Annotated in this window: 24 protein-coding genes and 1 tRNA gene; 14 read left to right on the top strand and 11 right to left on the bottom strand. The window is 68.0% G+C overall.

Features of this window, described 5'->3' with window-relative positions:
• Positions 1 to 5: 5 nt before the first annotated feature.
• Positions 6 to 2774: a LuxR C-terminal-related transcriptional regulator gene (locus CFP66_RS08985; RefSeq protein ID WP_094922098.1), complete on the top strand. Its 2769-nt coding sequence runs from the start codon at positions 6 to 8 to the stop codon at positions 2772 to 2774.
• Positions 2775 to 2884: 110 nt separating this feature from the next.
• Positions 2885 to 3079 (top strand): hypothetical protein, encoded by a 195-nt coding sequence (locus tag CFP66_RS08980; protein WP_143517182.1) that lies wholly within the window; start codon positions 2885 to 2887, stop codon positions 3077 to 3079.
• Here CFP66_RS08980 and CFP66_RS08975 read toward each other — a convergent pair.
• Positions 3047 to 4030: a YafY family protein gene (locus CFP66_RS08975; protein WP_094922094.1), complete on the bottom strand. Its 984-nt coding sequence runs from the start codon at positions 4028 to 4030 to the stop codon at positions 3047 to 3049. The two genes, CFP66_RS08980 and CFP66_RS08975, sit on opposite strands and share 33 nt — an antisense overlap.
• A 55-nt stretch (positions 4031 to 4085) precedes the next feature.
• Between CFP66_RS08975 and CFP66_RS08970 the strand changes: the two genes are divergently transcribed.
• A complete protein-coding gene (locus CFP66_RS08970; RefSeq protein ID WP_094922093.1) occupies positions 4086 to 5210 on the top strand; it encodes an epoxide hydrolase family protein in 1125 nt (374 codons plus the stop codon).
• Here CFP66_RS08970 and CFP66_RS08965 read toward each other — a convergent pair.
• Positions 5201 to 5911 (bottom strand): class I SAM-dependent methyltransferase, encoded by a 711-nt coding sequence (locus tag CFP66_RS08965; RefSeq protein ID WP_094922402.1) that lies wholly within the window; start codon positions 5909 to 5911, stop codon positions 5201 to 5203. The genes CFP66_RS08970 and CFP66_RS08965 overlap by 10 nt on opposite strands.
• A 118-nt stretch (positions 5912 to 6029) precedes the next feature.
• Here CFP66_RS08965 and CFP66_RS08960 point away from each other — a divergent pair.
• Together CFP66_RS08960 and CFP66_RS08955 are read left to right on the top strand one after the other, a co-directional pair.
• A tRNA-Thr gene (locus CFP66_RS08960) sits at positions 6030 to 6106 on the top strand.
• 79 nt (positions 6107 to 6185) lie between these two features.
• The gene (locus tag CFP66_RS08955) at positions 6186 to 7700 is read left to right on the top strand and encodes a tyrosine-type recombinase/integrase (RefSeq protein WP_094922400.1); all 1515 of its coding nucleotides are present in this window, start codon (positions 6186 to 6188) and stop codon (positions 7698 to 7700) included.
• A gap of 207 nt (positions 7701 to 7907) precedes the next feature.
• Here the strand turns inward: CFP66_RS08955 and CFP66_RS08950 are convergent, their stop codons facing one another.
• The 3 genes from CFP66_RS08950 to CFP66_RS47085 all read right to left on the bottom strand — a co-directional run bounded on the left by CFP66_RS08950 (position 7908) and on the right by CFP66_RS47085 (position 10865).
• Positions 7908 to 9299: an ABC-three component system protein gene (locus tag CFP66_RS08950; RefSeq protein ID WP_158228050.1), complete on the bottom strand. Its 1392-nt coding sequence runs from the start codon at positions 9297 to 9299 to the stop codon at positions 7908 to 7910.
• Between the two features lie 331 nt (positions 9300 to 9630).
• Positions 9631 to 9891 (bottom strand): ABC-three component system middle component 6, encoded by a 261-nt coding sequence (locus tag CFP66_RS50240; RefSeq protein WP_369804990.1) that lies wholly within the window; start codon positions 9889 to 9891, stop codon positions 9631 to 9633.
• Complete coding sequence (locus tag CFP66_RS47085) at positions 9888 to 10865, bottom strand: ABC-three component system protein (RefSeq protein WP_143517181.1); 978 nt, start codon at positions 10863 to 10865, stop codon at positions 9888 to 9890. Before CFP66_RS47085 ends, CFP66_RS50240 begins: the two co-directional genes overlap by 4 nt.
• Positions 10866 to 11205: 340 nt before the next feature.
• On the opposite strand from CFP66_RS47085, the gene CFP66_RS08945 reads away from it, so the two are divergent.
• Positions 11206 to 11793, top strand: a complete 588-nt coding sequence (locus CFP66_RS08945) for an NUDIX domain-containing protein (RefSeq protein WP_094922090.1) — start codon at positions 11206 to 11208, stop codon at positions 11791 to 11793.
• Here the strand turns inward: CFP66_RS08945 and CFP66_RS08940 are convergent.
• Together CFP66_RS08940 and CFP66_RS08935 are read right to left on the bottom strand one after the other, a co-directional pair.
• A complete protein-coding gene (locus CFP66_RS08940; RefSeq protein ID WP_094922088.1) occupies positions 11740 to 12876 on the bottom strand; it encodes a hypothetical protein in 1137 nt (378 codons plus the stop codon). The two genes, CFP66_RS08945 and CFP66_RS08940, sit on opposite strands and share 54 nt — an antisense overlap.
• A gap of 123 nt (positions 12877 to 12999) precedes the next feature.
• Positions 13000 to 13377 carry a helix-turn-helix transcriptional regulator gene (locus CFP66_RS08935; protein WP_094922087.1) on the bottom strand — a complete coding sequence of 126 codons (378 nt, stop codon included), beginning with the start codon at positions 13375 to 13377 and terminating at the stop codon, positions 13000 to 13002.
• Between the two features lie 174 nt (positions 13378 to 13551).
• Between CFP66_RS08935 and CFP66_RS08930 the strand changes: the two genes are divergently transcribed.
• The 5 genes from CFP66_RS08930 to CFP66_RS08910 all read left to right on the top strand — a co-directional run bounded on the left by CFP66_RS08930 (position 13552) and on the right by CFP66_RS08910 (position 18638).
• Positions 13552 to 13851 carry a helix-turn-helix domain-containing protein gene (locus CFP66_RS08930; protein WP_094922085.1) on the top strand — a complete coding sequence of 100 codons (300 nt, stop codon included), beginning with the start codon at positions 13552 to 13554 and terminating at the stop codon, positions 13849 to 13851.
• Positions 13848 to 14255, top strand: coding sequence for a WhiB family transcriptional regulator (locus tag CFP66_RS08925; RefSeq protein WP_094922083.1), 408 nt, complete (start codon positions 13848 to 13850; stop codon positions 14253 to 14255). Before CFP66_RS08930 ends, CFP66_RS08925 begins: the two co-directional genes overlap by 4 nt.
• Positions 14252 to 14593 (top strand): hypothetical protein, encoded by a 342-nt coding sequence (locus CFP66_RS08920; RefSeq protein ID WP_094922399.1) that lies wholly within the window; start codon positions 14252 to 14254, stop codon positions 14591 to 14593. Before CFP66_RS08925 ends, CFP66_RS08920 begins: the two co-directional genes overlap by 4 nt.
• Positions 14593 to 16728, top strand: coding sequence for a cell division protein FtsK (locus tag CFP66_RS08915; RefSeq protein WP_094922082.1), 2136 nt, complete (start codon positions 14593 to 14595; stop codon positions 16726 to 16728). The genes CFP66_RS08920 and CFP66_RS08915 overlap by 1 nt, the downstream gene beginning before the upstream one ends.
• Before the next feature lie 695 nt (positions 16729 to 17423).
• Positions 17424 to 18638: a hypothetical protein gene (locus CFP66_RS08910; RefSeq protein WP_094922080.1), complete on the top strand. Its 1215-nt coding sequence runs from the start codon at positions 17424 to 17426 to the stop codon at positions 18636 to 18638.
• Between the two features lie 88 nt (positions 18639 to 18726).
• Here CFP66_RS08910 and CFP66_RS47080 read toward each other — a convergent pair whose 3' ends face one another.
• The 3 genes from CFP66_RS47080 to CFP66_RS08890 form a co-directional block, all read right to left on the bottom strand.
• Complete coding sequence (locus CFP66_RS47080) at positions 18727 to 19662, bottom strand: hypothetical protein (RefSeq protein ID WP_143517180.1); 936 nt, start codon at positions 19660 to 19662, stop codon at positions 18727 to 18729.
• 670 nt (positions 19663 to 20332) lie between these two features.
• Complete coding sequence (locus CFP66_RS08895; RefSeq protein ID WP_233159244.1) at positions 20333 to 20524, bottom strand: MerR family transcriptional regulator; 192 nt, start codon at positions 20522 to 20524, stop codon at positions 20333 to 20335.
• 1019 nt (positions 20525 to 21543) lie between these two features.
• Positions 21544 to 21879: a hypothetical protein gene (locus CFP66_RS08890; protein ID WP_094922077.1), complete on the bottom strand. Its 336-nt coding sequence runs from the start codon at positions 21877 to 21879 to the stop codon at positions 21544 to 21546.
• A 287-nt stretch (positions 21880 to 22166) separates the two neighbouring features.
• On the opposite strand from CFP66_RS08890, the gene CFP66_RS08885 reads away from it, so the two are divergent.
• Positions 22167 to 23456, top strand: a complete 1290-nt coding sequence (locus CFP66_RS08885) for a tetratricopeptide repeat protein (protein ID WP_198961329.1) — start codon at positions 22167 to 22169, stop codon at positions 23454 to 23456.
• Positions 23457 to 23504: 48 nt separating this feature from the next.
• Here the strand turns inward: CFP66_RS08885 and CFP66_RS08880 are convergent, their stop codons facing one another.
• The gene (locus CFP66_RS08880; protein ID WP_094922074.1) at positions 23505 to 24551 is read right to left on the bottom strand and encodes an NADP-dependent oxidoreductase; all 1047 of its coding nucleotides are present in this window, start codon (positions 24549 to 24551) and stop codon (positions 23505 to 23507) included.
• A 274-nt stretch (positions 24552 to 24825) separates the two neighbouring features.
• On the opposite strand from CFP66_RS08880, the gene CFP66_RS08875 reads away from it, so the two are divergent.
• Positions 24826 to 25308 carry a nuclear transport factor 2 family protein gene (locus CFP66_RS08875; RefSeq protein ID WP_094922073.1) on the top strand — a complete coding sequence of 161 codons (483 nt, stop codon included), beginning with the start codon at positions 24826 to 24828 and terminating at the stop codon, positions 25306 to 25308.
• Entirely contained in the window at positions 25305 to 25763 is a 459-nt protein-coding gene (locus CFP66_RS08870; protein ID WP_094922071.1) for a DUF3237 domain-containing protein, read from the top strand. The genes CFP66_RS08875 and CFP66_RS08870 overlap by 4 nt, the downstream gene beginning before the upstream one ends.
• Positions 25764 to 25777 lie beyond the last annotated feature (14 nt).

Below are 25777 nucleotides of genomic sequence, written 5' to 3'. Positions count from 1 at the left end.
ACCGGGTGGGGCACACCGCGGACACCTCCGTCTCGGCACGTGAGGCCGAGGTGCTGTCTGCTGTCGGGGAGCACCTGAGCAACGCCGAGATCGCCGCGCGGCTGTTCATCTCGGTCCGCACGGTCGAGAGCCACGTGTCGTCGCTGCTGCGCAAGCTCGGCGCCCAGGACCGCAGGGCGCTCACACTCCTCTCCGGGCAGCGCACGGCGGCGGTTCCGTCGCCCGCGCTCCCGCCTGCGCTCACCTCGTTCGTCGGCCGCGCCCGGGAGCGGGCCGAGCTGGCCGCCATGCTCCACGGGGAGCGGCTGCTCAGCGCCGTCGGCCCTGGTGGCGTGGGCAAGACCCGCCTCGCGCTCGCCGTGGCCGGTGACGTCGCCGAGCGGTTCGCCGACGGCGTCTGGTATGTCGATCTCGTCCCGGTCACCGACGCGTCCATGATCGCTCCGACGGTGGCGGCGGCGTTGGGGCTGGCCGAGCAGCAGGGCCGCACCCGCCAGCAGACGGTGCTCGACTGGGCCACCCGGCGGCGCACGTTGCTGCTCCTGGACAACTGCGAGCACCTCCTCGACGGCGTGGCCGAGCTGGTGGAGCGGTTGCTCGCCCACGGTCCGGACGTCGTCGTGCTGACCACGAGCCGGGCGCGGCTGCTGCTGCCGTTCGAGCGCGTGTTCCCGGTGGCCGGCATGTCCGCGGCCGAGGAGGACCCGGACGGTGACGCCGTCGCGCTGTTCGCGGAGCGTGCCGCGGCCGCCGGCGTCGAGATCGGCGACGGGGACCGGCGCCGGGTCGCGCGCGTGTGCCGCGCTCTCGACGGCGTGCCCCTGGCCATCGAGCTGGCTGCCGCCCGGCTGCCCGCGCTCGGCGTCGACGGGCTGGAGACCGGGCTCGCCCACCGGCTGCAGCTGCTCACCGGGGCGCGCCGCGTCGACAGCAGGCACCGCTCGCTGCGCTCCACGCTGGACTGGAGCTGCGCGCTGCTGGATCCGCAGGCCCGGGCGGTGCTGCGGCGGGTCGCGGTGTTCGCCGGCCCGTTCCGCGTCGGGAGCGCGGCGGCGGTGGCCGGCTCGCCACCGGTGTCGGAGCACGATGTCGGCAACCACCTCGCGGCGCTCGCCGACCACAGCCTGCTCGTGCCCACCGCGGGCCCCGACGGCACCCGCTACCGGGCGTTGGAGGCGGTCCGCCAGTACGGCGTGGAGCAGCTCGAGGACGAGGGCGAGCTCGACGGGTGCCGGGCGCGTCACCTGGGGTGGGCGCGGGAGGCCGGCGCCGAGCTGCTCGCCGACGGCTCCGTCGACACGGCGGGCTGGCGAACGCAGTTCGACCGGCTCGCCGACGAGCTGCGCGCTGCCCTCGGCTGGGCGGTGGCCACCGGCTCGCCCGACGCGTACGAGGGCAAGGCCCTGCTCGCCACGCTGTGCCACCGTCGCGGCATCGCGGGCGAGGCGCAATGGCGCTTCGAGCAGGCCGCCGACCTGGCGCCCGACCCGCAGCGCGCGGCCGCGGCGCTGCACCGGGCCGCGAGCGTGGCCGGGGGACGGCTCGCGGGTGACGACGCGATCCGGCTGCATCGCGCGGCCGCCGATGCCGCGGTGCGCGCGGGCGACCCGGCCGCCGCGGCCGTGGACCTCGCGCGGGCCGCGGAGCTGTGGAACCGGGCGGCCGGCACCATGACCGCGCCTCCTTCCACGGTGTCGGTGAGCGCGTTGCTCGACGAAGCCCGCCGGTACGCGGGCGACGACCCGCAGGCCCTGGCGGGGATCGCGGCGGCGGAGGCGTTCGCCGTCCCGGAGACCGATGGGGACGCCACGGAGCTCGTCCGCGCGGCGCTGGAGGTCGCCCAGCGCTCCGGTGACCCGCTGTTCGAGAGCGGTGTGCTGGACCGGCTCACCACGATCCAGCTCTCCCGCGGCGAGAGCCGCGCCGCCCTGGCGAGCGCGCGGCGCCGGATCGAGCTGCTGGCTCCTGTCGCGCTCGACCCCGGCGCCAGTTTCGAGCTCTCCGACGCGCACGTGATGGCGGCGGAGTCGGCCATCGCAGCAGGTGACCTCGGGGAGGCACGCCGCCTCGCGGAGCGCCTCCGCGACCTGCCCCTGCACCGCGAGGTCGGGCACGTCGCGGTCGCGCGGCTGATCGTGGTGTGCGTCCTGGAAGGCGATTGGCACCGCGCGATCGACGCGGGCACGCGCTTCCGGGAGGGGTGGGAGCGGGCCGGGAACCCGCGCGTGCCCACCCTCCGCCGGGCGGCGCGTGCGATGGCCACCGTGCACGGGATGCGCGGCGACACCGAGGCTCGCGCCGAGTGGCTGCAGATCTTCTCCGCGCTGGTGCCGACCGCGTGCCAGACGGACGACCAGCACTGCACCGTGTTCTTCGAGGGGCTCCTGCTGCTGCACCTCGGCCGCGCCGACGAGGCGGTGCGGTTGCTGGAGGTTCCGCCGCAGGAGCTGCGTCGGCGCTGGTACCAGAGCATCTGGCGGCCGTGGTACACCGCGACGTGGGCGGAGGCCGCGGCGCTGGCCGGCGCGCCCGACGCGGCCGAGCGGATCGCCTCGGTCCGGGCCACCACCGGCGACAACGTGGTCACCTCCGCCCTGCTCGACCGGGCCGCGGCCCTCGTCACGGGCGATCGTGGTGGCATCCTCGCCGCGGCCGACGCGCTCGACGCCGCCGGCTGCCACTACCAGTGGGCGCGCAGCCTGGTCCTGGCCGGCGGCGCGGAGCGGGAGAAGGGCGCGGCGGCGATGGCCGCGCTGGGTGGCGTGGTCGTCTGAGGCCCGCACGCACGGAGCGCACGTTCCGTGGTGGCTCCGTGCTCGGCACGGATGTTCCGGGGGCCGCGGCGGACGACCGTTGCAGGCATCGCCACCGCAACCCCGAGGACGTGACCACGATGCTGAACCAGCTCCACACCGCCGCCGACATCGCCGCCGACCGCCGCCGCACCCTGCTGGCCGAGGCGCAGGCGTACCGGCTCGCCCACGCCGCCACGCTCGGGGCGTCGACCGCCGCCGCCCGGCCGCCCCGTCGGGGGTGGCTCCGGGTCCTACCCGCCCGACGGGCGGCCGGCACGGCGTGACGGGAGTGCGCCGGCGTACCGCACGGCGAGCGCACGGACGTGCTCGACGAGCTCCGGCGGTTCGGTGACGTGGAAGTCCAGGCCGAGCATCCCGATCCACACCGCCACGATCTCCAGGCTGTCGCCGCCGGTCACGAGCACGCTGCGGTGCTCGTCGACGGTCTCCACCACGCCGACCGTGGGATTGATGCGGGCCAGCACCTGCTCCGCGGGTGCGTCCACCTCGATCCTGGTGTGCACCGACCAGCCGGTGAAAGCCACCTCGCGCAGCACGAACGCCGTGTAGTCGCCCCCGGGGAGCGGGTCCGGCGTGAACCGGGGCCCGCCGGGCACCTTGATCCGCATCCAGTCGGCGCGGTAGCTGCGCCACTCCCGCGAGCGGCGTTCCCGCGCCACCACGTACCACCGCTGCTGCCAGCTCACCAGCCGGTACGGCTCGGCGTCGATGTGCTCGGCGTCGCGGTACGCGAAGCGGATGCCGACGCCGTCCCGCACCGCGACCGCCAGCTCGGTGAGCAGGCCCGGGTCGACGGGCGGGTCCGCCACGTTGGTGCCGGTGTTCGCCGGGCCGGTGGAGGTGCTGTCGTGCAGGGCGCGGACGCGGCGGCGCAGCCGGGACGGCAGCACGTGCTCGAGCTTCGCGAGAGCCCGCGCCCGCGCCTCCTCGACGCCGCGGACCGCCGTGACCGCCTGCAGCCCGACCGCGACGGCGACGGCCTCCTCGTCGTCGAGCAGCAGCGGCGGGAGCTTGCCGTGGTCACCGAGCCGGTAACCGCCTGCGGGGCCACGCAGCGTGTCGATCGGGTAGTCGAGCGCCCGGAGCCGCTCGACGTCCTTGCGCACGGTCCGCTCGCCCACGCCGAGCCGGGCGGTGAGGTCGGCGGCCGACCAGGTGCGGGGCGTCTGCAGGAGGCCGAGCAGGGCGAGCAACCGTCCGGACGTCTCGCGCACATCGCCTCCGAGTACAGGAACGAAACATGCCGGTACTGGTCATAGCGTAGCCACCATGACCAGCACCCAGACGCTCGACATCCGCTCCTTCGAGGTCGCGATCCCGCAGGCCGACCTGGATGCGCTGCAGCACCGGCTCGAGATCACCCGCCTCCCCGAGCCCGCCCCCGGCGACGACTGGAGCTACGGCACACCGGTCGGCTACCTGCGCGAGATGGTCGAGCACTGGAGCAGCTCGTTCGACTGGCGGGCCCAGGAGGCCCGGATGAACGAGTTCCCGCACTTCCGCACGGAGGTCGAGGGGCAGACCGTGCACTTCGTCCACGTCCGGTCGGCCGTCGAGGACGCCACTCCGATCGTGCTCACCCACACCTACCCGGGCTCGTTCGTCGACTTCCTCGACGTGATCGGCCCGCTGACCGACCCGGTGGCCCACGGCGGCCGCGCCGAGGACGCCTTCCACGTCGTGATCCCCTCGATCCCCGGCTTCGGGTTCAGCACCCCGCTGGCCGACGGGGACTGGACGATGGCCCGGGTCGCCCGGACCTGGGACGCGCTGATGCGCGGGCTCGGCTACGACTCCTACGCTGCGCACGGCAGCGACGGCGGGGCGATGGTCTCGCGCGAGCTCGCGATCCTGAACCCGCCCGGGTTCCTCGGCGCCCACGTGCTGCAGCTGTTCTCCTTCCCGTCCGGCGACCCCGCCGAGTTCGAGCGGATGACGCCCGCGGACCACGCGGCCCTGGAGTTCGCCGGCTGGTTCCAGACCGTGAACGGCTACGCGCTCATGAACGCCTCGCGGCCGCAGACCATCGCCGCGGCGCTGTCCGACTCGCCGGTCGGCCAGCTCGCCTACAACGAGCTGTTCGAGAACTTCGGCAACGGCACGAGCCTGGTCGGCCGGGACCAGGTCCTCACGCAGGTGTCGCTGTACTGGCTCACGAACACCTCGTCGACGGCGGTGCGCTACCACCACGCCGAGCGCAACGCCGCGCCGGTCGTCAACCACGGGCCGATCGGCGTCACGGTCTTCGCCGACGACTTCAGGTCCATGCGACCGTTCGCCGAGCGGGACAACACGAACATCGTGTCCTGGACCGAGCGGCCGCGCGGCGGCCACTTCGCCGCGATGGAGGTGCCGCAGGACCTCGTGGAGGAGATCCGCGCCTTCTACGCGTGACCGCTGGACGGCATCTCGAAGAAGATCATCGGGTTGTCGCCCTTCCCCCTGATCGGCTTCAGACCCAGGTCGTCCCGCAACACGGTGAGCGTGTCGTAGGCCGTGCGGCTCTTCGCCCGCGACGGTGTGAAGAACGGCACTCCGCGCTCGTCCAGCCAGCGCACGACGACCTTGCCCTCGTGCAGGGGCAGGGTGGCGCGGAAGTGGTAGACGTCGTGCACGCTCACCGGGATCCCGGCCGGCACCCGCGGGAACAGGTGCTCGAGGTACCAGCGGGCGAAGCGGCTGTTGTGCGCCGCGTCCACGAACAGGTAGCCGGTGTCCGCCGGGACCTGGTCGAGGTTCTCCTTGATGTCGCCCCGCACGAACGTCCACCGACCCTCGGCGAGGTCCCGGGGCACGTTGCGCACGACGTTGTCGATCCGGTCGAAGCTGTGCAGCTGTCCCGACCCGTTGTCGCGCAGGGCGCTGAGGATCCAGGACGTCGACCACCCGTGGAACGTGCCCAGCTCCATGACCACCGCAGGCCGCGCCTCCCGCAGCAGCAGGTAGGTGATCTCCGCCTCGAGGTCGTCGAGCTGCGGCGTCATCCGCGACCCCATCGCCTCCGCGAACGCCCGCTGCTGCGTCCCGACCGCGGCCAGGTCGTCGGAGTAGGCGCGGTAGAGCGCCGTGACGAACCCCAGGTCGATCTGCTTCAACGGAGGGACCTCCAGGCGGTTCGGGACGGGCGGCGCCACTGTATCGGCCGGTCAGCGGCGGGCCGGGGAGGGCGACGGGGCCCGCCGGGCGGTCGCTACACTGGGCCGCGCACCACCTGCCGCCTTAGCTCAGTCGGTTAGAGCGACGCACTCGTAATGCGTAGGTCTGGGGTTCGACTCCCCAAGGCGGCTCCAGTCCAGGGCCTCGATTAGCGATCTTGGCCGCTCCAAGTGGAGCTATACGTGGAGCCATCCCACGCTTACCGTGAGTCTCATGGCCAAGACGGGGACGGCCGGTAGGCGGCAGCGAGGCGAGATCGAGACGCTGCCCAGCGGCTCACTGCGGGTCCGCGTGTACGCCGGGATCGACCCGCTCACCGGCAAGCGGCACCACCTGACGGAGATCGTCCCGCCCGGTGCACGCGCGGCGAAGGCGGCCGAGAAGGCGCGGACGCGGCTGCTAGCGGAGGTGGACGAGCAGCGCAACCCGCGCACCCGCGCCACGGTGGGGCAGATGCTCGACCGGCACCTGGAGATGCTGAACGTCGAGCCGACGACGCTCGACAGCTACGAGGTGTTCGTTCGCAACCACATCAAGCCGCTGCTCGGACACGTTCAGGTAGGCCGGATCGACGGCCAGATTCTGGACTCGTTTTACAAGCAACTCCGGCGCTGCCGAACCCACTGCAAGGGCAAGGCGTTCGTCGAGCACCGGACGGACGCCGAACACGAGTGCGACAAGCGCTGCAAGCCGCATGTTTGCCGTCCGCTCGCGGCAGGTTCGCTTCTGAAGATCCACGCGATCCTGAACGGCGCGGGCAAGCGCGCCGTCCGGTGGGGTTGGGTCGGTCGCAACCCGTTCGAGCAGACGGAGCCGATCCCGGTGCCGCACCCGGACCCGCAGCCGCCGACGGCCGCGCAAGCCGCCGCGATCGCAGATGAGGCATGGCGCGACCTCGACTGGGGCATGATGGTCTGGCTCGCGATGACCACCGGCGTGCGACGTGGCGAACTGTGCGCCCTTCGTTGGGATCGGGTCGACTTCGAAGCGGCCGTCCTGAGCATCCGGTCGAGCATCGGTCAGCGCGGTGCGCGGACGTGGGAGAAGGACACCAAGACCCACCAGCAGCGCCGGATTTCGCTCGACGCGCAGACCATCGGGCTCCTCGCGGCGTACCAGCGGCACTGCGCATTGCGGGCGGGCTTCGGCACGTCGATGCCCGGCGCAGCCCGGATCTTCTCGTTGATGCCGGACGGCTCGACCTGGATCAAGCCGGACACGGCGAGCCAGCGCTACGAGCGCATGTGCGCGCGTCTCGGATGGGACATGCACATCCACCAGCTCCGCCACTACTCCGCAACCGAGCTGATCGCTGCTGGTGTCGACGTGCGCACCGTCGCGGGTCGGTTGGGCCATGCTGGTGGCGGGGTCACGACGCTCAGGGTCTACAGCGCGTTCGTGGCGGAGGCGGACCAGCGGGCGGCCGGGTCGCTCGCCAGTCGTATGCCTGCTCTACCTGTGCGCCTCACGGTGGTTGGTGGTTCGCCCATGCATGCCCCTCCCGAGGAGGATAAGGAACCGGCGAACCCCTACCAGCGTATTGCTGCCGACCTCCGCGGAGCGATCGCCTCAGGGGCTCTTGTAGCGGGCGCACAGCTTCCTACCATTGAGGAGTTGACTGACCGGTACGGCGTATCGCACGGGACGGCGCAACGGGCCATTGCAGACCTGCAAGCTGATGGCCTCGTAATCGTGAGCCGCGGCCGACGAGCCAAGGTCGCCGGGTAACTGCGCGCGTTGAAGCCGCTGTGGGAACGAGGTGTCGTCTCATGTCTGTCCTGTCGGGAACGGCGATCTCTGATGTGCGAAACGCGGATCACTGATTTGCTGGGGATCGCCTTCGTGGCAAGGCGGATTGGCGACGCCGTATGGTAACGGCCTAGGAGCGTTCGCTCGACGAGACACAGTAGTAGCTACACCGCGAGATTGGTCAGGCTAGTCAAATGAGAACCCAAAGATTCCACCTCCTTCGACGTCGCTCAAGCCAACGTCGAGATCGTACGGATTCGGATCAAAGCTGCCTTCAGTTACAACGGACCCAACAAAGTCTGAGTTCATGGTAACGATGTATTGAAAGCCGTACTCTTCCGCAAGCCTGGCCCCGATATTAAGGCAGGAAGCTACTTGCCGGTGATCGACCGCATCAAATAGATGACTATCGTGAACAAGTAGGCCGGGGCTGCGGCCAAGTGACATGGAGGTGACCATAAGTGTCATGTCCAGGAGGAACGTCTCGACACCGCGAATGCCGTCACTCGCGTCTCCAGATATGTGTGGAGTTACTTTGACGATACCGTTCTTCGTTGGACTCACAAGCAGATCGGCAGTCCGGTCCACGTATACTTCCGACCCCAGCTCGCGAAAGAGCGCAAGAGGGCCGGACACCAGAAATGCCTGCCGCTCCTGCAGCTCTTGACGAACAAGACGCTCGGACTCTGCTCGCTTTGACTTGACTGTGTTCGCCATCTCGCCGACAGATGCGGCGACCTCTAAGCGTCGTTCGAGATCCGAAATTTGACTGTCAAGCTGCGAAACGCGTGTTTGTGCGCTGACGAAAGTGTCGAAGGCTACCGAGCTCCGCAGGATATTCATGACATTGGCGCGGTCGGCATCTTCCTGCACACGCCTCGCTGAAAGTAAAGCAATCTGAGTAGCAACTTCATCTTGCTCAGCCCTCAGATACTGCGCCCGGTTCCTGGCGACGGACTGGTGAAACGCAACAACTTGATCGAACCTTTTTGAAACTTGATCGGGCAGAACTAGCCCCAGTTCGGAGTACATTCGTCCAATGCGCCGCTCTGAAAGGTCCTCCCCGAGATTGGGAAGCTCGGCATTGATTGCTCGTTCTAGCTCGCTAGAGCGATTCGAGAGCGCGAGCAGATCCTCGTTGATCCTCTTTATGGACTGACTCAGCTCATTCGCGCGTTGTTGGTTCGACTCGTACTCGGCATCGACTTTGAAGCCAGAAAGCTGATCTGCCAGCCGCTCGCGCTCTCTGCTTACACCTGCCAGCTCCGAACGTAGTTGTGCCTCGTCTAGCTGAAGATGCTGTAATGCGCCCTCGCTGATGGCCTGATTAAGCGCTTTTCGTTGCCGCTCCAAGGCCGCTACCTCGCCTGGCGCCGCCGCGATGTTCGGCGCCAGGCCAAGGAGATATCCGAGCTTGAGCCCGACAACCCAATCGGCGTCCGTAGGCAACGCCCGAGTTGGTGTACCAAACTGATTGCGCAGGAAGTATGCCCACAAAGAACTGGATGTAAGCTCAGTCGGCTTGTCCTCTCTCAGGGAGAAAAGGACCTCTTCCTGGGCCGTCCGCCACTCCGCCACTCTCAGATCATGGCGATTCTCCAAGTAGGACCAGCCAACGACTGACAATCGAGTTTGCGGTTCCGAAACACCTCGCGTGACTGAGACTTCCTCGTCGCTGCCCGCGACACCGGGAAGTAGCAGGTCTAGGCGAAATCGCCATCCTTCGAACTCCGGCCGACGAAATCGCGACGGTAAAGTACCTCCCAGTAGGTACCGAATCAGGAGGACGAGGCTGGTTTTTCCGGTGCCATTGCGGCTATCGCCTTGAGAGGACTCATCCCTTCTCTCAGCGATGACGAGGTTCATTCCCTCGCGAAACTCGACTGTCTTGAATCGAGAATCGTTCGCACTAAGCCGGAGGAGCCGCATGTGCCCTCCTGATTCGGCCATCTGCCGTGTAGTCGACGAGACCCAAGGCGTAAAGCATCGACATCGCCAAGACGAACCAATCGAAGGTAAGACGTTCTCTTATGCTTCGCGCCTGCCAATCGGCCTGGAAATCTTCCCATGCTTCGGTAATAGACTTGGGTTGCTCTAGCGTTGCCACGATGCTTTCGCCGACAGCTAGCAGAGACCGGTCGGCGCTAATGCCTTTCGTCGGTAGGATCATTGTCTTCCCTGCACGGAGTGTTCTGAGTGCGATTCGTGTCCGGACCAGCCTGGAGGAGGCTCCTCAAATATGTGGCACTGATCAAAGAAGTAGGAAGCGATCGCGAATACGCACTCAGCACGTCTTGTTTCAACGCGCACATTCCCTCCCCCGATGCTGATGTAAAGTCTCTCGATCACCTCTTTCGGTATCGTTGTGACGGCCGCGTGGGATTGATATATCTGCGTCAGGTTTCGAGCTACCTTGTCTTGTAGCTCCGGATCTGAGTTCTCATCGAACCAGCGAGCTATTGCTGGGTTCATGCGCCGGCCCGAATTCAGCTCGACCCTGGTGTCTAGCGGGATTCTGTTGTAGTCGAGTTTGGTCGGTTCGACTTCTCGAAGAGCTTCCATGCCGGCATCTAGAACGGTATCGTCCGCACTTAATGACCCGAGTAGGGGAAGTACGTCCTCAAGGGTAATGTCCTGAGATCCGGGGACCCCCGGGAAGATGCGGTCGAGATCTTCAGCTGCAAGCCTGCTTACAACTTCGTTCCAGAGCTTCTGTACACTCCACGTCAACGCACGAATTGGGCGAGCCTGACCGACTTTGTGGTCTTGTTGAATCAAGTGTAAGGCTCTTAATGCTTCCGGCCCAAATGGAGCATTCGTCACGAACGTCCAGGTGGTCATTTCTGGCCACTCGGATAGTGCTCGGATGAAGTCTGAGTTCAGCTTCCTTGCTAGGGCGCGTTCCCCGCCATCTCGCGCACGCGATCCGTAGCAGGCATATATCGTCTTCCCCATACTTCGTGCACCATCGCAGCCGCCGTCGCCGAGTGAGCCGGCAGGGGCGGGATTGACATAGTCGTCGTAGTGACTTGTCATCAATTCTTCGAAGTATGCCTCGAACTCGCTGCCGGTCTTTAATGAGCGTTCTGAATGCTTGGCGTGGTACCAGTCTTTCCAGTTCGCAGAGGGTAGCAGTAGTACCAAGGTTCCTCCGTCGCCTCCGCGCCATGGGTGCGTGTTGGCGAGAACGTTACCGTGAGGGCTGGCACTTCGCGTGGGCCTGATGGGTGCGATGCGATCCGTGTTCCTGTCTCGTCCGCGCCGAGGGTGAGGCCCACGAGTTGGTCGCAGCGTCGCCTACTTTCATCGCAGCCGCGTGCAGTGCAGTGACCGGAGGGTCGCCCGCCCGCCCGCGCGCTAGCTGCGCTTGCGGCTGCGTCGGACGTACGCCCGTCCTCGGACAGGCGGGAAACTCGGAGCACCGATGCTAGCGGCGTGGCGAGTGGGGATCGGCGGCCAGCGGTGATTGGCGTACGTTGCCGCCGTGACGGAGGAGCACGGGACGTGGCGGACGTTCGGCGAACGAACGGTCTACGACAATCAGTGGGTGCGGTTGGGACTGGTCGACGTCGAGGCGCCGGACGGCCGTAGGTGGGACTACCACGTCGTGCACCTGGCACGGATCGCGATCGCGCTGATGGTGAACGAAGCGGACGAGGTCCTGATGCTGTGGCGGTACCGGTTCGCCACCGAGCAATGGGGCTACGAGTTACTCGGCGGCCTCGTCGACGAGGGCGAGGAGTCCGTGGCGACAGCCGCACGTGAGGCGGCCGAGGAGTCCGGGTGGGCGCCGGTTGGTGAGCCGGAGAAGCTGATCAGCTTCGAGCCGCTGCCAGGGAACGTGACGGCGCCGATGGACGTGTATCTGTGGCGCGAGTTCGAGCACGTCGCCGAGCCGACGGACGCCGAGGAGGCTGGTCGGGTCGAGTGGGTGCCGCTGGCGCGGGTTGTCGAGCTCGCGCAGCGGGGCGAGTTGCTCGGCGCGGGCACGCTGGTGGCGCTGTTGTACTTCCTCGCCTCACGCGGTGGCGCGCCCGCCGGTGGGCAGGACGAGGGCGGCGAGGCGTCGTAGGTGGCGGTCGGAGTGGATCTGTTGGGCGAGTTGTCGCGCGGTGCGGGCGTGGGTGAGGGCGGCGTCCCGATCGCCTGCGGCGGTGTGGGCGAAGGCGAGATCGACCAGTAGGGCCGCGCGGACTCGGACCCATGACTGCGGGAGGCGGGCGAGCGCGCTGCCGAGGTCGTTGATCGCTTCGTGGTCGCCGAGTTGAGCGAGCGCGTTCCCGCGCCAGCGGTCGAGGTGTGCGCCGCCGAGGAACAGGAACGGCAGCGCCGGGTCGACGGAATCTCCTGGGAGCTGCGCGTGGGCATCGTCGAAGGCGCGCAGCGCGGCCTCACGCTGCCCGGTGGCGGCGAGGGTCTCCCCGTGCGCGGCGGCGAGCCACGCGCGCAGCAGGGCCGGTCCGTCAGCGGCGAGGGCGCGGGCGTGCGCGGTCTGCTCGGCGGCGTAGGTGTTCTCGCCGAGCGCGGTGAGCACGAAGCCCTGTTCAGCGGTGGCGTGCGCGAGTAGCAGCGTTGAGCCAGCCTCGCGCGCGGCGTTCTTGGCACGCTCGTAGTGGCTCCACGCCTGGGTATGGTCGTCGCGGTCGAGAGCCTGCCAGCCGGCCAGCGTGGACGCTTCGGTGAGCGCCTCGGCCAGAGAGGCGCGGTGCCCGGCGGCAGGCCCATGCGCGAGCAGGCCTCCCACCTGGTCGATCTGTTGGCGGAGCTGGTCGAGCTGGGTGAGGCCGCCGAACTGGCGATCGAGACGGCGGGTGTTCTCGATCTGCGCGCGGAAGGCGGCGATGGTCGTCGGGTCGACCGTGCGTGCGGCGGCGATCCGTGCGCGCAGGTCGTCGGCAGGGCCGGGCACGTCGGTGGCCGGGAAACCGAGTTCGGCGTCCGTGCGGCCGTAGACCTCGCGGAACAGGCGCCGGTACTCGGGCAGGCCCACGGCTTCGTGGCCGTTCTCCCAGCGGGAGAGCTTCGTCTTCAGGCTCGCCGCGGTCATGATCGGGATGCGGCGAGCGTGTGCGTGCCGGGTGAGTAGGGAAATGGTGGTGGCGGCGGAGTAGCCGAGTTCGTTGCGGACGGCCTGGAGCTTCGTCCGATGCGCCACGTGCCACCACCCATCAACCGCGCTGACCTGCAGGGTTAATAGGAGTTATCAGGTCTGGCGATAACTCCTGCCATCTGTGGGGAGCGACTTCAGGAGCGTTTTCTGGTTGGCATGAGCTACATGTCAACCACCATTCCGAGGCCTGTCGGCGCCAAGTTGGGCTTGGACGTCGATCAGTCGTTCCTCGATCGAGCGCAGGTGTCCTTCGATGGCGGCGAGCCGTCCGGCGACGGCGTCAGCGGGCAGCGTCACCGGCGCGCTTGGGTCGGGCGGGTTGTGCCCGCCCAGCACGGCGTGCAGGTGGCGGGGGTGCCAGCCCAGGGCCACGGACAGGGCTTCGAGGGTGCGGGCGCTGCGCCGGCGCTGGGCGGTGTTGCGGTGCAGCTCGCGGACAATCGCCTGCGAGACGTGCGCCCGGTCGGCCAGATCGCGCTGGCGCATACCGAGTTCGGTCAGCCGCGCATCCATCGCCCGCGCCACAGCCGCCCAGTCTTCCGACACCGATTCCCCGCTCCCTCTCGCTCACCACCGTGATCGTCGAGGTTAGCCGGGTCCTCTGATTGCTCGGGGCCGATTCGCCGCACTCGCGCGCCTTTCGACCCGTTCCACGCCAATGAGAGCTGATATCAGCTCTCGAATAGCTGAAATTATTTCTACGTTTGATGGAGACGAGTCATGAGCGAGCACGATCACGACAAGGAACACGGCAACTCGGCCGCGGTGCGGCCGGTCTTCTACACCGTCGCCGAGGCCGCCCGGCTGCTGCGGGTGGACCGCGCGACGCTCTACCGGGCAATCCGCGAGGACGCCTTCCCCGCGGTGCGGGTCCGGTCCCGGTACGTGATCCCCGCAGTGGCGGTCGAGCGGATGGCCGCCGACGCCGCCGAGTCGGGCGGATGCGTCGACGTGGCGGCGATCGCGGCCGGTCCGCGGGTGGCCCGTGAGGTCGCTCGGATCGTCGGGGGCCGGTCATGAACGGCCGGCAGGGCGAGGCCGGCGGGCCGGACGAGGGCGCAACGCACGAGCAAACGGCGGCCGAGTTGGACGCACTCGCGCGCGTTCCGGGCGAGGTGCTGTCCCAGCTGGTGGCCACACACGGGCTGTGCCTGTGGGAGATCACCTACGGCGACCCGCCGGACTGGACCGGCGAGGGACCGCCGGACCGCGAGTTGGCGGCGCGGCTGTGCGCGGGATGCCCGGTCCGGCGCGAGTGCCTCGAGTTCGAGTTGCGCACTGCCGGGGCGCAGACGGTCGGGGTGTGGGGCGGTCTGTCCGAGGACGACCGGCGGGCCCTGCACGCGGTGTGGCAGGCCCGCGCGGGCCGGAGCGACGAGGACGAGACCAGCGGCGAGCAGCTGGAGGGAGGTGAGTGGACATGAGCGGCGGGATCACGCTGACCTCGGGTGAGCTGTTCCTCGGCGGGATGGCCGCGTTCGCGGTGCTCGCGATGGTCGTCAAGACGCGGGCGAGCACGAAGCGGGCGCGGGCGGCGGCGGAGATCGCGCAGGCCGGAACCGCGTCGGTGTCGCTGGTCGGGCGAGTGCTCGTCACGGCCGGCGTGATCGTCGGCGTCCAGTGGCTGGTGATCACCTACGCGGCGACCAACACGACGCTGCTGCTGGTGGTGCTCGCGCTGCCGGCGCTGTTCGCCGCCTACACGCTGACCAAGACGCTCACCGTGACCCAGGTGCGGCCCTCGAAGCGGGGTGCGCGGTGATGCCCGAGAGCGAGGCGGGCCGGGACGACGAGAGCGTCCCGGCCTCGCCGGTCCTCGAAGCGGAGCTTGTGGCGGCGCCAGCCCTGGACGGAAGCGCGCCGGGGACCGAGGTCGCGCGCTGGCAGCAGGTGACCCTGCTGCCGCCCACCTGGCGCGCTCGCTGGGCGGCCCGGTGGGGCTCGCGGGCGATCGCCCGCCAGACCGTCCGGGACGCGATCGCCCGGGTGCTGCGCGCGCCGTGGCGAGCGGTTGCGGCGGTCGCCCGCGGGGCGGTGCACCTCGCCCGCGCCTGGCGGCGGTGGGTGCGGGTGCACGACTACCGGGAGGCGGCCGAGCAGGCCGAGAAACTGGCCGACAAGTTCGTGGAGATCCGCGCGCTCGCGCTGTTCCGGTGGAAGATCACCGTGGCCGTCCTCGTCGTGTCCGGGATCGTGGTGGCGATCGCGGCCAGCATCAATGGGCCGCGTGTGCTGTGGCTCCTCGCGGTCACGGCGGCCGTGGTGCTGGCGTGGGTCGGTCGCCGCCGGGACGGCGCCCCGGGCCGTACCGCCGTGCTCGCCGGCCCCCGGTCGCTGACCTGGACGATGGACCCACAGGTACTGGTCGACGCGTTCCGAGACGCGAAGCTGATCGGCAAGGACGAGACGCTGCGGCTGGTCGAGCGCGCCCACAGACAGGGCAAGGGCTGGGCGATCACCGTCGATCTCCCCGCCACCCGCAAGGCCGCCGACGTGATCAAGCAACGGGACGCACTCGCGTCCGCGCTCGCCGTCGACGAGGTGCAGCTGATCGTCGAACGCGTCCGCGGACGTGGCGGGCACGCCGGCCGGGTCGCGATGTGGGTCGCCGACGAGGACCCCTACGCCACCCCGCCCATCCCGACACCGCTGATCACCGCCGACCAGTGGGACGCGTGGGTACCGGTGCCGTTCGGCCGTGACGCCCGGGACCGGCGGGTGGCGCTGCCGCTGGTGTGGACTTCGCTGCTGGTCGGCGCGATCCCCCGCCAGGGCAAGACCTTCGCGACCCGGCTCCCGGCGGCCGGCCTGATCCTGGACCCGCACACGCGGCTGTACGTGTTCGACGGCAAGGGCGGCAAGGACTGGAAGGCCGCCGAGTCGGTCGCCTACCGGTTCGTGTGCGGCGACGAACCCGCGCACGTGGAGGCCGTGCGGGACGGACTGGTGGAGCTGGTCGCCGAAACCCAGGCCCGGTACGCGCGCATGGCCGAGCTGGACGACGTCATCTGCCCCGAATCGAAGATCACCCCGCAGATCGCGCGGAACCGCGACCTCAACATGCCGATCACCGCGGTGATCATCGACGAGGTGCAGGTGTACCTGGAGAACCCCACGAAACAGGAGGTCGGCGAACGCAAGACCACGATCGGCGGCTACATCGCCGAACTGCTCACCTACCTCGCGAAGAAGGGCCCGGCCGCGGGCATCATCGTCATCCTCGCCACCCAACGGCCGGACTCGAAGACGATCCCGTCCGCGCTGCGGGCGGTGCTCGGCTCGCGGTTCGCGCTGCGGGTGATGGACTGGCGCGACTCGAACATCATCCTCGGCGAGCAGATGAACACCCGCGGCTACGACTCCAGCAAGCTCCTGCCCTCGCACAAGGGTGTCGGGATCCTGCGGCCCGACGGGGAGTCCGACGCGGGCGCTGACACCGTGGCGCAGATGGTTCGCTCGGACTACATGCCCAACCCGGACTGGCGCGCCATCTGTGAACGCGGGCGGGCGCTGCGCGAGGCCGCCGGAACGCTCGACGGGCACGCCGCCGGGGACGAAGCCAACCGCGCGGTCGACCCGGCCATCGTGATCCGCGCGCTCGGCGCTGGACCCGCCCCTGCCGAGAACGACGGCCCGACACCGGGTCTTCCGGAACCGCTCGCGTCGGTGGTCGTGCACCTCGGCGACGAGCTGAACCGACGCCCGTTCGTACCCACGGCCGAGCTGGTCGCCGCGCTCGGGGTCGAACCGACCGGGTTCGGACGCGACATGGGCGAGCTGGGATGCGCGCCGCGTCCCGGACGCATCACCGACACGGACGGCACGGTCCGGCAGGTCCGCGGGTACATCACCGCGGATCTCCGGGCGGCGGTCGAGCGCTACCGGGCAGGTGGGTAGCCCGTCACAAACCCGAAGGGCCCGTCACAGCGGCAGTGACGGGCCCTTCGGGTCTCTGAACAGGCGGAACACGTGGTGGTGACGGGCGTGACGGGTAGGGGAAGCACGTCACGCCCGTCACGATCGGGGCCCGGGGAGCGGGCTACAGACCGAGTCGTGTGACTCGGGCAGGCCGCAGACGAGCAGCTTCGGTCGCCAACGCCGCGATCACGCACGGCCACGGCGAGTGCGGGGTGCCGCGACCGGGAGTCGTGCATTCCACGCACCACTTGCCGTCCGCAGTCGGGGTGTGAGCGGCGGAGATTCGCTCGATCACGTCTGGCATGGTCGCGAGCACGGCCGCGAACGTGCGCCAGCCCGCAGCATCGCCGGTCATCTCGGACTCGACTGCAGTCGGCTCAGGTGCTGGATCGCCCACCGTTGGCAACGTCGCGGCTCGCGCTCGTGGCGACGACACACGGCGGGGGCTGGCCCGCTCGCCGGAAGCTTGATCACGCGCCTGCATACCCGGCACCGCGCTCGAACCTGCACCGTCCCACCCCCATGCCACCGAAAATCGCCCTCCGGGCCGAACCTCTGACAAACTGAAATCAGCGTTGCGTCAGCGGGCGCGGATCGGAACGACACAGCGCGGACATAGGGGCGACACTCACCCGCCGTCCGCGGTACAGCGGCGGATCCAGGAGGGCAACAGCGTGGAAGCCAGCGGCAGCCCGAAGCCCCCGCGCACCCTGCTGGAAGCCAAGATCCGCGAGCGCAACATGACGCTGGAGGAGTTCGCCGAGTACGCCGAGACCTTCGCCCGCGAGAACGGCGAAACCGGCACGCTCAGCGTCCGCCAGCTACAGCGCCTGCTCGCCCCACGCCTCGACCGCCCGGCGGGGATGCCGCGACCGGCAACCCGCCGCCTCCTCGAAGGAATCTTCGGCGCGCCCACTCTCGAGCTGCTCGGCCCGCCGACCCAGCGCGCGCCGCACGAGCGCGCGGACTTCGCCGAGTGGGAGGTGAGCGCTGCCGAACTGAACCGACTCGTCGCCACGGCCGAACGCGTCGATGTCGAGACGCTCCGGCTGCTTGCCGACCAGATCGAGAACACCCGCCGGCTCGACCGCCGCTTCGGCGCGACCGCCCTACTCGGCGCCCTGCGGCTGCACGCCCAACACATCGAAGCGCTGTTCGCGCACTGCACCAACGACGCCACGACCCGCGCGCTCGCGGCAGTGCTCACCGACGCCCATACCCTCGCCGGATGGCAGTCGCTCGACCGCGGGGAGGTCGGACGCGCGTGGGACCACTACCAGCGCGCTTGCGACGCCGCCCGCGCCGCCGACTCGGCCGCTCTGCACGCTCACGCCCTCGCTGAACAAGCCGTCGTGCTTGCCGACATCGGGCGCACCACTGACGGCGCCGCCGTCAGCAGTCGTGCCCGCGAGATCGGACGCGGGGGGCCACCGTTGCTGTGTGCGTGGCTCGCCGCCGCCCACGGCGAGGCCCTCGCCGCTGACGGCCAGCAAAACGCGAGTCTTCACGCCTACACCGACGCCGAACTCCTATTGCCCGTCAGCGTCGAGCGCGACGACAAGGGGCCCTATCTCGCCCTTGACTCCGTACACCTCGCTCGCTGGCGAGGTCATGCCCTCGCCCGCTTCGGATGCACGGAAGCCGTCACAGTGCTCTCAAAAGCGCTGATCGACCACGATGTCGAGTTCAGCCGTGCCGAAGCTGGACTGCGGGTAGACCTCGCGCTCGCGTACCTCGCATGCGGTGAGCACGACGCGGCCCGCGAGCAGCGCACCGCCGCATCTGGTATCGCTGAGGCTGTCGGGTCTGCCCGGCAGCGTCGTCGGCTGCAGCTCGTCGCAACAGGCGCTCTTGGCCAAAAGTTCCGTAAGTGGGCTGCAGGCGATTAGTGTTGATTCATCTCCCCTGTGTACAGGCTTACCCACATCCTGCGGGCCTGTTCTGGCAAGCTGAGAGGATCGGTATGGGCGAGCCTCGCTACCTCCGAAAAGGCCGACGCCCGTCGCGCGACGACATATTATCGAACGCCTCAAACCAAGCGGTCGGACGATAGTCTCCGATTCGCATCACCTGGTTCAGCTCTCCGTCGGGGTCCTCGATGCCGTCCAGATCTTCACTAAACAGTTCAAGTATGTCTTGATCTTGAAGCAACGTGTCTTTGACAGCCTCCCAGTCGACGTCATCGGAGTGCTCCGGAAGTTTGTAAAAGAGGCCGCCGGGTTCGTCGATCCACTCGTCCTCGACCATCGAGTCCGCGTACTCCACCATGCGATGGATGGCCATCTCCTCGCCTGGGCAGGTTGGCCGCGGCCAGTGGCCCTGTTCGAGATCGGAGACCAGGTCGTCGTATGACCGCGCAGCTTGTCGGCGCCAGACGGCATCCTGTCGCCAGGTTATGCGCGGATAGGTGTCGAAGACGGACCAGTCCGCGTGATTGGGGTCGACAGGCTCGTCCCCGAACTCGACGACGTCGTCGTAGGCGCCGTCCGCCAGTACCGAGCCAGCTGAAGCTAGCGCCATCGCGGTCCGCGGAGTTATCTGGAAACCTTCGCACCTGGGGCAATTAGCTTTACTGCAGCGGCACGGCTGAAAGAGCGTCGTCCAGTCTGGCTCGACGTGTATCGCATTCCCTTTTTCGTCGATCTCACGTGCTCCGACGCTGCTCCCGAGGGTCTCGATATGCGTGCTCGAATATGCCTCGAAAGGGTCGGCGAGGTGGACTACGGCGTTCAGAACATCCTCTCGAATATACTCGCGCTCAGTAGCGCGAGTTTTCTCCACGTCGTCACCACTGTAGTCGGTTGAATCGATTGCGGACAGCGCTTCCCGTTCAACCGCACCGGCGTCTCGTACTTCGATGATTACTTCCATCTCTACTTTGAACCTGCGTAGCCCTGGGTCGTCGGTGACCATGACCTTCCCTCGTGTGTGACGCGGATCGGGTGTGTAGTGGCCGAGGCTAGCGATGTTCGTTGCCCTCAACCTCAAGTTGGGCAAACGTTGCGCTGGTTGGCCGCGGTCCGCGCGCCGTTGAGACGAGGCGTCCCCTCCGGGTCTGCTGTCGCATTGGCATGCTGGTAGGCCGCCGCCGGTCGCCAGTGGCGATCGACTGGGTAGCAAGGGCTCGTGACCGCGTCCGTTCGAGTGATCTTCGGGTGCAAGGTCATGGAGCCAGTCGTGGAGCGATGTGTGGCCGAACGGTGCCTCTGGAGCCATGTGCACCAAAACAGGAGGTACTAAAACACCAGGTAGACGCTGTGGTCCGCGCTGGAGGGGGCACTCGTAATGCGTAGGTCTGGGGTTCGACTCCCCAAGGCGGCTCCACAAATTCCCTGGTAGATCGATTGCCAGGCGATCATGACATCTCGTCCTGTGTACACAGATGACCGGTGTGTGCGACGTGTGTGAAGGTTGATCGTCGCGCGTACACACACTTGCCGTCAGGGACACTGGTCCAGTGCTTCACCCCCTGGTCGATACGTCGGCGTGGTTGGACCTCGCCAAGCGACGCGACGGCCAGAAGCTCATCCATGCCCTGGGGCAGGTCGTCATGGACGGCGACGGCGGCCGTGTGGAGCCTGTGTCAGTCCGGGCGCTTCCGGAGCGCTCGGAGCTGCTCGCGAACGTCGTCGAGGTCCCAGCGGGCATGGCCCTTCGGGGTCTCCAGGGTCGGCACGAGCGTGCCCTCCTGGCGGTACTGCTGGATCAGGCGGGCAGAGACGCCTAGCTCAGCGGCAAGTTCAGCCGTGAGCAGCAGACGTCGCTTCGGTACCACCCCCCGACGGTATGCGCGCCTTCGTGCGCCCGCTGCTGTCTACGCGGAGTCTGCGGCGTACGCGGGTTCTGCGGACTTCGCGGTATCTTCGGGTATGACGTTCTGGCGAATCGATCTTCCCGACGGCGGGACCGTGTTCGGTGAGGCCGAGACGAGCGCGGGCGCGCGGTGATAGACGGCCTGGCTCGAGGTTCTGTGGAGCTGCACGGCGACCGTTGGCGGTGGGCGGTCGACGACCACCGCGGGCTCGCCGACACCCGTGCTGAGGCGTGGGAGACCGTGGCAGACGTGTTGTACCGGCCGTTCCGCGGGACGCACCTCTGTGCCCCTCGCGGCCTCTGGGTGAGGGAGCCGTGACCTCCGTGCGAGGCGGCCCGCTCCGGCTGGTGCCACTCAGCAGGGATGGACTACGCCGGACCGGCGGTTCGTCGCGAGGAAGACCGGGTACGGGGGCCGAGCCAGCGTCTGGCGCGTGGTCGATCAGCGGTCGTGCCGCGCCGTCGAGGTCCGGGGCATGCCCGCTGTACGGGCCGCGATCCGTGGAGCCTTGGAGCGTCGCTGAGTGGAGCGTTGACACCCCCGTGGCCCCCGTAGCCCCCGGAGAGGGCTCTGCGGGGCTTCGTGTGGGCTCTCGCAGGCAGCCGCTGATTGCGCCGGGCACGGTATGACTAGCGCGACAGCCGACAGCCGACTACTCGAACGCCGAGACCGACCGGCGCCATGAGATCGAGGAGGCCGTTCACGCGGTCGACTCGACTCCGGCCCGGGTTCGAGGTCTCCGCGCTGTCGTTAATCCGTCTCGGTCGGGACAACGCCGTGCACGAGTGGACCGAGGTAGCGACCGTGCCCATCGGGAGCTCGACTCCCCCGAGGCGGCTCCACAAGTTCCCCGGTTGTTGCGGTGTACCTGCGCGAGGGCAGGGACTACCTGAAGACTGCAGCCGACGCGGTGCACAAGGTTCGGAGCCCGGTGGCGGTGGCAGCAGCGGTCGAGGGAAGCGGCCATCGCCGGCGTAGGTCTATCCGGGACCACAGACCGAGCCGATCGGCCACAACCCGCGTGTGAACTCCCGGTCGCGGCTCTTCGGGCCGGTCGGGAGCGGCTTCGTGCCGTCCGGCTTGTTCGGGTGGCACAACCGCGGGTCAGCCCCGGGGTCCGGGTAGCTGTGCGTCCACAGCTCCCGCGCCTGATCGAAGACGACCGTCCGGGCGCAGTGGTGGCACGCGTAGAGCCGGCGGTTCCGGGCCGCGGCGCCAGCACGGTTCGCGGTCTCGACGTCTGGCGCCAGGCCGTGCACGAACTGCCCGGACGACGTCCGGACCTCGTAGTAGACGCCGTCCCCCTCGGGCCTCACCGAGACCGCCGGCGGGCCAACCAATACGCGACGACGTCCCGAAAACTGAGTCCTATGTAGCCAGGGCGCCCGAATCGTTCCCGCCTGATAGACACGCTGTCACTCCTGCAGTCCGCACCGACCGATCAGACCGATCGTCGTAGCGTGGCGTGCCACCTGGCAGAGGCAACCAGGGGGCACATCAGGGGGCACAGGTGCCCCCATCTCTGAAGTGTTCAAGGGTTACTGGCCTGCATACCAGGTTTGTTCGGTCACTGTTGCATATTCTGATGAGCTATCATGGCGGTGTGACACCGGACACGGAGGGCCGTCCCGCCTGGGCCGAGCGTCTCCACAGAGAGCGGACGGCCCGCGGCTGGACGCAATCGGATGTTGTGCACGCTATGCGTACGTTCTCTGATTCGCCATTACCGGCGGGCTTGCTGGATCAATGGAAACGTTGGGAACGCGGTCGGAACAAGCCTGATGAAGCGTACCGTCCACTGATCGCCGCCACGTTCGGCACCGTCGTCGAGTCCATCTTCAGTTCGGGTCGGACGCCGTACCGGCCGAACCAGCCTGACGATTTGCTGATTGCCCGAAGCGGGATGGACACACACGAACTGGTCCAGCGCATCCGGCGGTCCTCGGTGGATGACGTCACGCTCGACGCGCTTGCGCTCACGGTCGAGCAGCTGTGTTGCGAGTACGCGATGCGCCACCCGGCAGATCTGATCGCGGACGGGCGGGCATGGCTGGCGCGTATCACGCGCTTGCTCGACGAACGCCTGACGTTCACGCAGCACTGTGACCTACTCGACGCGGCGTCGTGGCTGACGCTGCTGATCGGCTGCCTGGAGTACGACACCGGCGACTACCGGAGCGCTGAGGCGACGCGGACGGGGGCCCTGCAGCTCGGAACGGAGGCGGGCAACCCCGCCGTTGTCGGGTGGGGCCACGAGATGCGGGCGTGGTTCGCCCTGACTACCGGTAGGTATCGAGAGGTCGTCGAGGCAGCGCAAGCGGGCCAGGACGCGGCCCGGAACCGCTCCGTGTCCGTTCAACTCCTCGCTCAGGAGGCCAAGGCCTGGGCCAGGTCCGGGAATCAGCGGAATACAGTCCGCGCGCTAGAAAAGGGTCGAGTGTTGCTCGACTCGCTGCCCTACCCGGAACGTCCGGACAATCATTTCGTTGTCGACCCGGAGAAGTTCGACTACTACGCGATGGATTGCTATCGCTTGATCGGTGACGATCAGCTGGCCGAGCTGCTCGCGCGCGAGATCATTGGCAAGACAGTCACGCCTGACGGGCGCGTGACGGCACCCATGCGGCGGGCAGAATCGCTGCTGACGCTCGGAGTCGTCGCCGCGAGAGCGGGCGATCTGAGCTCGGCCATCGAGTACGGAAACGATGCATTGTCGATTGACCGGAAGTCTCAGCCCTCGCTCTATATGGTGGCATCCGAGATGACCGACGTTCTCAGCGAGCGGTATCCGGGCGAGCCGGCGGCCCGGGACTTTCGGAAGCTCGTCGACCAGCTGACCACCACCGGGATGGGAACGTCGGAGGATGACCGAGCCGTGCCGCTGACCCCCTGAACGCCGGGGGCGGCCGCCTACCTGCGGCTGTCGAACTCGCTCGCCACGTCAATCCACAGGTGTGGGCGACGCGACCTTGACGACCGTCTTCCCCCGGGTGCCGCCGGACAGTGCCTGGTTGAGGGTGTCGCGGGCGTTCTCCAAGCCTTCGACGACGGTCTCGTCGTACGACAACGAGCCCTCCCCCAGTGCTGCAGCGAGCTTTCCGATGATCTCGCTATAACGCGCGACGTGGTCAGTGACGATGAACCCTCGTAGGGTGGCTCGCTGCATCAGCAACTGGTTCACATTGCGCAGACCCAGTTGGTCGCCGTTGTCGTTGTAGTCGTCGTACTCGGATATCAGCCCGCACAGCGTGATACGCGCTCCGACGTTCAGCCGGCTCAGGACGTGATCCATGATCGGCCCGCCAACATTCTCGAAGTCGACGTCGATGCCATGGGGGGTCACGTCGTCGAGCGCCTTGCGCCAGTCGTCCGAATGTCGATCTACGCACGCGTCGAAGCCGAGTTCCTCCACGAGGCGGCGGGACTTCTCAGCGCCGCCTGCTATGCCGACAACCCGAGCGCCGCGCTGCTTCGCCAGCTGGCCGGCGATGGAGCCGACAGCCCCTGCAGCGGCAGAGACTACGAACGTCTCCTCCGGCTGCGGATCGCCCAGTTCCACACCGATGAACGCTGAGATGCCAGTGTGTCCGAGCACTCCGAGGAAGGCGGACAGCGGCGCCGGCAGCGGATCGGGAAGGACAGTGAAGGGAATTTCGAGGACGGAGTCGTCGGCAACACAATATTCCTGCCAGCCGGTGAAGCCGAGGACGAACGCGCCGACCGGCAGGTCTTCTCGCCGACTTTCGACGACTTGCCCCACGCCGAGACCCCGCATGACCGCGCCGAGCGCGACCGGCGGGATGTAGGACCGAATCTGGCTCATCCAGACGCGGTTGGTGGGATCGAGTGAAAGGTAGAGCGTGCGAACCAGCGCCTGCCGATCGGCGATTTCAGCAACGGGTTCCTCGCCCCACTCGAGATCCCCCTCGCCGACTCGGCCCTGGGGCCTGTTGCGCAAACGAAACAGCCGATTGATGGGCGAGTTCATGATCGATCCCCGTTGGTCGCGAGCAGTGACGTGGCTGGTCAACCTGCGGCACAAGTGCCGCAGCAAGGGATGTCCGCAAGACTGTCAGGAGACTAGACCATGCGTTGATGATAATCAACAGCACGTCGAGACTGGCGACCCGCCGACTGTGTCCTTGCAGATGAGCGGCTCGGCGCAGCGTAGTCGACAGTGTGTTGACTACTACCGACACCTCGTGCAGTGTGGGCTGGGACACCGGCTGAGACATCGGCCGACGAGAAGATGGAGGCGGCGTATGAGCGCGCAGGCGGACAACCGCGCGACGGTTGAGCGCTTCTGGAAGGCCCTCGACGAGGGCCCGCCTCGCGGCGCGGCCCTGGAGGCCTGGAAGGACACCTTCGCCGAGGACGGCGTCTGGGAGATGCCCTTCGCGCCCGAGCCGCTGGCCAAGAGCGTGCCGGGGCGACACCTCATCGGTCATTTCATCGACTGGTTCTTCAGCTCGGTTCCGGACCTGCGCGTCGACTCGCTGACGGTGCACGACACCACTGACCCGGAGCTCTTCGTCCTCGAGCTGCGTGGAACGGCGACGGTGTCGCAGACCGGAAAGATCTACGCGAACACCTATTGCACACACATGCGGATCCGGGACGGCAAGATCGTCTTGTTCCGTGAGTACTTCAACCCTGACGTCGTCCTCGGGGCGTTCGGGCACGACGAGATCGCCAAGGGCATGTCGTCTGTTCTTGCCGCTGCTGGAGTGGAGGTCGGTCAGTGAAGTTGGAACCGGAGTTCAGCTACACCGCAGAGCTTGCCGAACCGCAGGTCGTCGGCCCGGGCCCTTACGGGCTACGCCAGGTCCTCGCCGTCACGGGGGGCAAGGTCACCGGCAAGCGAATCAGCGGAACAGCAGCCCCCGGTGGCGGCGACTGGCTGCTGGCCGGCGACGACGGCTTCGGCCGGCTCGACGTGCGCGCGCAGTTCTACACCGACGACGGTGCGGTCATCTACATGAATTACCAGGGCCTGGTCGAGGTGACGGAAGCAGCCGCAGGCGCACTCGGTGGCGGCGCAACGGGCACCGACTTCGGAGACCACTACTTCGTCACGACGCCACGCCTCGAATGCGGCGACCCCAGGTACTCCTGGGTCAACCAGACCATCTTCGTGGGGCAAGGACGCGTCCAGCCCGGGCCGGTCGTCGAGTTCCAGGTCTTCCGGGTCGACGCATGACACCCACCACCGGT

The organism is Pseudonocardia sp. MH-G8, from assembly GCF_002262885.1.
Classification (GTDB): domain Bacteria; phylum Actinomycetota; class Actinomycetes; order Mycobacteriales; family Pseudonocardiaceae; genus Pseudonocardia.
This window is presented reverse-complemented; position numbering and strand designations above follow the sequence as displayed.

Coding starts and splice junctions, on each gene's coding strand:
- CFP66_RS08955 (WP_094922400.1), top strand. CDS start 6,186: ATGGCCAAGACGGGGACGGCCGGTAGGCGGCAGCGAGGCGAGATCGAG.
- CFP66_RS08915 (WP_094922082.1), top strand. CDS start 14,593: ATGCCCGAGAGCGAGGCGGGCCGGGACGACGAGAGCGTCCCGGCCTCG.
- CFP66_RS08880 (WP_094922074.1), bottom strand. CDS start 24,551: ATGAACTCGCCCATCAATCGGCTGTTTCGTTTGCGCAACAGGCCCCAG.
- CFP66_RS08920 (WP_094922399.1), top strand. CDS start 14,252: ATGAGCGGCGGGATCACGCTGACCTCGGGTGAGCTGTTCCTCGGCGGG.
- CFP66_RS50240 (WP_369804990.1), bottom strand. CDS start 9,891: ATGATCCTACCGACGAAAGGCATTAGCGCCGACCGGTCTCTGCTAGCT.
- CFP66_RS47080 (WP_143517180.1), bottom strand. CDS start 19,662: ATGGTCACCGACGACCCAGGGCTACGCAGGTTCAAAGTAGAGATGGAA.
- CFP66_RS08925 (WP_094922083.1), top strand. CDS start 13,848: ATGAACGGCCGGCAGGGCGAGGCCGGCGGGCCGGACGAGGGCGCAACG.
- CFP66_RS08970 (WP_094922093.1), top strand. CDS start 4,086: ATGACCAGCACCCAGACGCTCGACATCCGCTCCTTCGAGGTCGCGATC.
- CFP66_RS08930 (WP_094922085.1), top strand. CDS start 13,552: ATGAGCGAGCACGATCACGACAAGGAACACGGCAACTCGGCCGCGGTG.
- CFP66_RS08875 (WP_094922073.1), top strand. CDS start 24,826: ATGAGCGCGCAGGCGGACAACCGCGCGACGGTTGAGCGCTTCTGGAAG.